Origin of the sequence: Paenibacillus mellifer (assembly GCF_023195895.1) — a bacterium.
Classification (GTDB): Bacteria; Bacillota; Bacilli; order Paenibacillales; family Paenibacillaceae; genus Fontibacillus; species Fontibacillus mellifer.
Genome location: NZ_JALPRK010000011.1, coordinates 152628 through 158627, shown reverse-complemented (window position 1 = coordinate 158627; position 6000 = coordinate 152628). Strand labels below are relative to the sequence as shown.

The following is a 6000-nucleotide window of genomic DNA, read 5'->3' as shown; positions in this document are numbered from 1 at the left end:
GGGAGATGGCGCGGCCTGACCGCGTGCGGACGCTCACGCGCACGCGGCCCTCCGGCGGCACTGTCCCGGGTGCCGCCAGCGGAGTCGGGCCCGGTGGGACCATCCGGGCCCTCCCGACTCCTCCCTCGCCACGCTCCTGACTTCTCTCCGTCACTTGCTCCAGTTTCCTGCGGACCTCTACCCCGTTTGCGGAAGCTGTCGTCGTAGCCGATTTCTTCTTGTTCTGCCCTGATCGACGTTGCATCGCCCTTTCGCAAGTCGGGAGGCTTCCGCTTTCTCCCTTACCGTGCTTCTCCTCCCGCCGAGGTGCCACATTTATTTTTACCACCTGAGATCGTTCCTGCATCGATTCGTTTACCTCCGCCTCTATTCGTGCTGCCGTACGCTAATCACGTCTACGAGCTAGCAACCTAGCTTTTCCCTCCTTATATCGTTTACCCGCTATACTTATAGATATGAATTTTGGCGAAATGCTAGAACCCGTTTTCTCCCAGGAGGCAAATTGTTGTAAGAAGTAAAAAATGCAACATTTAGCCAGACTAGGTCCGTTGAAAATCCGCAAGCCCGTCCTTCCCCAACAAAAAAAAGACCCGGCTTCCCAGGTCCTTCGCTTATTACTTATCCTTGCACTTCCGTTTTATTCAAAAACGGCGCCGTCTGCTTGTAGGTTTCGCCCCATTCCTTCATCTTCAGGATGATCGGAATCAAGGTCTGGCCGAACTCCGTTAAAGAGTATTCTACCTTCGGCGGCACTTTATGGTACACCTCGCGATGTATGATACCGTCTTCCTCGGGGCACTCCCCGTATCCGTTTTTGCGATCACGCATTCCTGCACCCTGAGTGGATGCACAAGAAGGTTCTATAGATGAAAAAAACCACGCCTCCGGCATGGTTTTCCTCCGTACTCCTATTCCTTTATCCATTAGGCCCAAGAAGGCTGGATTTTCAATACCGGAATTTCTTCTTTTACACTGGCCGAAACCTTCTCCGTTTCCGGAGCTGTCTCCTCCACCGAGATCCGCCAAATATCAGCGCCTAAGCCGGATAACTTCTCCGCCAAATCCACGTATCCGCGGTCGATGTGATGCGTACCGCTGACTTCTGTCGTGCCGTCCGCCGTCAAGCCTGCCAGGATCAGTGCAGCTCCGGCACGAAGGTCGGTGGCGCAAACTTTGGCTCCGCTGAGCTTGCTTCCCCCGGAGACGATCGCGCTGCGTCCTTCCACCTTAATGTCGGCACTCATCAAACGGAACTGATCCACATGCATGAAGCGGTTCTCGAAGACCGTTTCGGTAATGACGCTTGCGCCTTCAGATACCAGCAATAAGGCCATCATCTGGGACTGCATGTCGGTTGGGAAGCCCGGATACGGCAACGTCTTGACGTCAACGGCTTTCAGCGGCTTATCGGCGATAACTCGCACTCCGTTCTCTTGCGCTTCCACCGTTACGCCCATTTCTTCCAGCTTGGAAATGACCGGACCCAGGTGATCCGCAATGGCTCCTTCAACAAAAACGTTTCCGCCGGTGATCGCCGCGGCAACCATAAACGTACCGGCTTCAATCCGATCCGGAATCACCGTATGCTCGCATCCATGCAACCGTTCGACACCTTCAATCCGGATCATTCCGGTTCCCGCTCCGCGGACAACGGCGCCCATGCTGTTCAAATAATTAGCCAAATCAACGATTTCCGGTTCCTTGGCTGCATTTTCAATAATAGTAGTGCCTTCCGCCAAGGTTGCTGCCATCATAATATTCTCCGTCGCACCTACACTGGCAACGTCCAAATAGATCTTAGCGCCGCGGAGGCGGCCGTTCGCTTTCGCTTCGATAAATCCGTGGCCGAGGGTGATCTCAGCGCCCATCGCTTCGAAGCCCTTCAAATGCTGGTCAATCGGTCTAGTCCCGATCGCGCAGCCGCCCGGCAGGGAAATCCGGGTGAAACCCATCCGTGTCAACAACGGACCCATGACAAGAAAAGACGCCCGCATCTTTCGCACCCATTCATAAGGCGCTTCGCATGAAGCGATTTGCCGCGCATCGACCGTAATGACTTCCCGGTCATAGGTAACGGCCGCTCCCAGCGACTCCAACACTTTATTAATGGTCATCACATCGTCTAAAGGCGGCGCATCGCGAATGATGCTAACTCCTTCTTCACCCAATAAAGACGCTGCAATGATCGGTAGCACTGAATTTTTAGCACCGCTGACTTTTACGTTCCCGGCCAAAACATTGCCACCGCGGACGATAAATTTGCTCATCATGGTTCCCTCCGCGCGTTCATTTTCACTTTTTTCCCGATTTGGAAAAAGATCAACCTGTTCATTCCCTAAATTTCATCATACCACCGGTCATTTAAGGCACACAAGGCTCTAATCCTGTCGAAAAAGCGTGTTTTGGCGCAGAAATCGCCTCTTGCCCCGTTTATGGACATGCTCTCGAGTCGTAGTCCTTACTCACCATTGTTGACACAATGAAATGATGTTATTCGACAAATTCCAATGATCAAAACATGTACTTCAACATTTGGGTGTAACCCCAATATTCCAGCACAAAAGCGGCTACAAAACGCCCCAATACTACCGCGAGCAGCAACTGCAGCAGCTTACCCTGCGGTCCCTTCGGGTGGCGAATGAATAGATCCAACTTCAAGTTCTGCAGCGCCCACCAAGACAGCGCAATGCATGCCAAGGAGACGAGGATGGCTGTCAAGCCGCCCACGCCGACCGAAGCCGATACCTGGTCGACCGGATTCATGACTAAATCCCCCATCACATTTATATTTATGCTGCAAGTACCTAAACGGTTAATCCCGATCTGTTACGCATTGATCCAAGATTCACAACCTTGTAATATATATCGGTTATGGACTTGTAAAAATATAGACCTTATATATCATACTTGCCATCGCAGCAATAATCCAGCTTTTCTTCGCCCTGCAAAGGCTTCCAAATTCATCTATTATTTAAATATCAGCGAAACGTCATTCTGCAAGAAAAAACAGGCACCCAGAAGGTGCCCGTTATCCCGCAGGTCTATTGCTTATTACGGTTTTCGCTGGATACGTTGATCCGCGTAACCGCCCGTTGCAGCGCCAACTCTGCGCGGCGATGATCGACTCGGTCCTGGTTGCTGCGAGCCGCCAAACGGCGTTCCGCACGCTCACGGGCAGCAATTGCCCGCTCCAGGTCGATTTCTTCCGGCAGCTCTGCGCTCTCGGCAAGCACGATGACTTTATCGCTTTGCACTTCGATGAAACCGCCGTGTACTGCGATCGTCGTCGTTTCCTTGCCGGTTTTCGCAACCACTGGAGCAACTTGCAACGGTGTGACGAGTGGAATATGGCCTCGCAAGATGCCAAGCTCCCCTTCAAGTCCGCGGACCGTAAGACTGTCCACCTCTTTCGAGTACACCACATGCTCCGGCGTAACGATTTCCAATAAAAAGCTGCTCAAGTTTATCCCTCCTGTTCGTGGGACAGTTCATTTCTGAAGCATCCGGATTCGGCTTGGATTTACAGCGTTTTCGCCTTTTCGACGGCTTCTTCGATCGTTCCTACGAACAGGAACGCCGCTTCCGGAAGGTCGTCGTGCTTGCCGTCCAGAATTTCCTTGAAGCTGCGTACGGTTTCCGCGATCGGCACGTACTTACCAGCGATCCCCGTAAACTGCTCGGCCACGTTAAATGGCTGCGACAGGAAACGTTCGATCTTCCGGGCACGAGCCACCAACGTTTTATCGTCGTCGGACAATTCATCCATACCCAAGATCGCGATGATATCCTGCAATTCTTTATAACGAGCCAAAATTTGTTTTACGCCTTGGGCTACGGCATAGTGCTCTTCGCCCACGATTTCCGGCGTCAAAATCCGCGAGCTGGAAGCCAGCGGGTCCACGGCCGGGAAAATCCCTTTTTCGGAAATTTTCCGTTCCAGGTTCGTCGTTGCGTCCAAGTGAGCAAACGTCGTAGCCGGAGCCGGGTCGGTATAGTCATCCGCAGGAACGTAAATCGCTTGGATCGAAGTAACGGAACCTTTCTTGGTGGAAGTGATCCGTTCTTGAAGTTGACCCATTTCGGTTGCCAGCGTTGGTTGGTAACCTACCGCGGAAGGCATCCGTCCGAGCAAGGCCGAAACCTCGGAACCCGCTTGCGTAAACCGGAAGATGTTGTCGATGAAGAGCAATACGTCGCGGCCTTCTTGGTCGCGGAAATATTCAGCCATCGTGAGGCCCGTCAAGGCTACGCGCAAACGCGCGCCCGGCGGCTCGTTCATTTGTCCGAATACCATCGCAGTTTTCTCGATAACGCCGGATTCCGTCATTTCCATGTAAAGGTCGTTCCCTTCACGGGTACGTTCCCCTACGCCAGCAAATACGGAAATCCCGCCGTGTTCGTGCGCGATGTTACGGATCAATTCCTGGATCGTTACGGTCTTACCTACGCCGGCGCCGCCGAACAGGCCGATTTTACCGCCCTTCGCATAAGGAGCCAGCAAGTCGATAACCTTGATCCCGGTTTCCAGCATTTCCGCTTGCGTCGATAGTTCATCGAACTTCGGCGGTTCGCGGTGGATTGGATATTTCAGTTCGGTAGCGGCTGCGCCTTTCTTATCGATCGGTTCGCCCAATACGTTAAACACGCGGCTGAGCGTCGCTTCCCCGACCGGAACCGAAATCGGCGCTCCCAAGTCGATCGCTTCCGTACCGCGCACCAGGCCGTCCGTCGAGGCCATAGCGATACAACGAACGAGGTTGTCGCCCAGATGATTGGAAGCTTCCAGAACCAGCGCAGACTGGCCGTCCTGCTTCTCAATTTTTATAGCGTTGAAGATTTCCGGCAGTTGACCGCGCTGAAATTCGATGTCAACAACCGGACCCATTACGCTGACAACGCGTCCTTTGTTCATCTTCGTTTCCCTCCTAAAATTGCTTCCGGATCGATTAGCCTTGTGCTGCGTTGGCTCCGGCAACGATCTCCGTGATTTCTTGCGTAATCGCCGCTTGGCGAGCGCGGTTGTACGTCAGGGTTAGTTCATTGATCATCTTCGACGCGTTTTTGGTCGCACTGCCCATGGCGGTCATTTTCGCGCCCAGCTCACTCGCCTTGCCTTCAAGAAGCGCACCAAAGATCAATGTCTCGGCATATTTCGGAAGCAGCACTTCCAATACCCCTTCAGGCGAAGGTTCATACTCATAGCTGCTGGCCAGACCCTCATGCTCAACAGAGTCAAAAGGAAGCAGACGCTCCACGGTCGGCAGTTGGGTAATCGCATTAACGAACCGGTTATAGCAAACGTAGATTTCGTCGAATTGCTCGGTTTCGAAGCCTTGCACCGCCGCATAAGTCAAAGACTTGATGTCGGCGAATCTCGGCGAATCCGAAAGCTCGGTTACTTCTTGAGACACCGGATAGTTACGGCGTTTCAAATAATCTCTGCCTTTACGGCCGATCACGAAAAGTTCGTATTCCGAGGATGAAGCGTGGCGGGTACGAACCATATCGGTCACTTTCCGCAAAATATTCGCGTTATATCCGCCGACCAAACCGCCGTCGGACGTAATCACGATGTAAGCGGTCCGTTTCACCGGACGCGTTACGAGCATCGGATGGCTGACGCCTTGGGAGGCGGCCGCAATGCTGGAAACGACTTCTTTCAGCTTCTCCGCGTAAGGCCGGGAGGCTTGCGCTCTCTCCTGCGCTTTACGCAGCTTCGCCGAAGCTACCATTTCCATCGCTTTGGTGATTTGCCGGGTGTTCTGAACGCTTTTGATCTGACGCTTGATTTCGCGCATCCCTTTTGCCATGATTTCACCACCTTAAAGTTTTGGCAGAGCCAAAACTAGCTTCGTAAGCATTAGCTTAACTTTGACGTGGCCAAAATTCAATTGCATGAATCTATAAAGCTTGCAATATTGAAATGTTCTTACGATCGCTGTTGCTCGCGGATTTCTTGAATTGACGAATTCAGAAATAGTTGAAATCCGCTCACAAAGG

The 6000-nt window shown here is 52.6% G+C and carries 6 protein-coding genes and 1 pseudogene; all 7 read right to left on the bottom strand.

Features of this window, described 5'->3' with window-relative positions; all coding sequences use genetic code 11:
* Positions 1-346 (bottom strand): hypothetical protein (locus M0651_RS13750; RefSeq protein WP_248552314.1); only part of this gene is annotated, 346 nt, incomplete at its 3' end.
* Positions 347-618: 272 nt separating this feature from the next.
* Positions 619-792 (bottom strand): annotated as a pseudogene (locus M0651_RS13745) (winged helix-turn-helix transcriptional regulator); the annotation flags it as partial.
* A gap of 131 nt (positions 793-923) precedes the next feature.
* Positions 924-2267 carry a UDP-N-acetylglucosamine 1-carboxyvinyltransferase gene (murA, locus tag M0651_RS13740; protein WP_248552313.1) on the bottom strand — a complete coding sequence of 448 codons (1344 nt, stop codon included), beginning with the start codon at positions 2265-2267 and terminating at the stop codon, positions 924-926.
* 244 nt (positions 2268-2511) lie between these two features.
* Positions 2512-2763 (bottom strand): DUF1146 family protein, encoded by a 252-nt coding sequence (locus M0651_RS13735; protein WP_248552312.1) that lies wholly within the window; start codon positions 2761-2763, stop codon positions 2512-2514.
* A gap of 278 nt (positions 2764-3041) precedes the next feature.
* Positions 3042-3461 (bottom strand): F0F1 ATP synthase subunit epsilon, encoded by a 420-nt coding sequence (locus tag M0651_RS13730; protein WP_248552311.1) that lies wholly within the window; start codon positions 3459-3461, stop codon positions 3042-3044.
* Positions 3462-3520: 59 nt separating this feature from the next.
* Entirely contained in the window at positions 3521-4912 is a 1392-nt protein-coding gene (atpD, locus tag M0651_RS13725; RefSeq protein ID WP_248552310.1) for a F0F1 ATP synthase subunit beta, read from the bottom strand.
* Between the two features lie 34 nt (positions 4913-4946).
* Positions 4947-5810: an ATP synthase F1 subunit gamma gene (gene atpG, locus M0651_RS13720; protein WP_248552309.1), complete on the bottom strand. Its 864-nt coding sequence runs from the start codon at positions 5808-5810 to the stop codon at positions 4947-4949.
* Between the last annotated feature and the right edge of the window lie 190 nt (positions 5811-6000).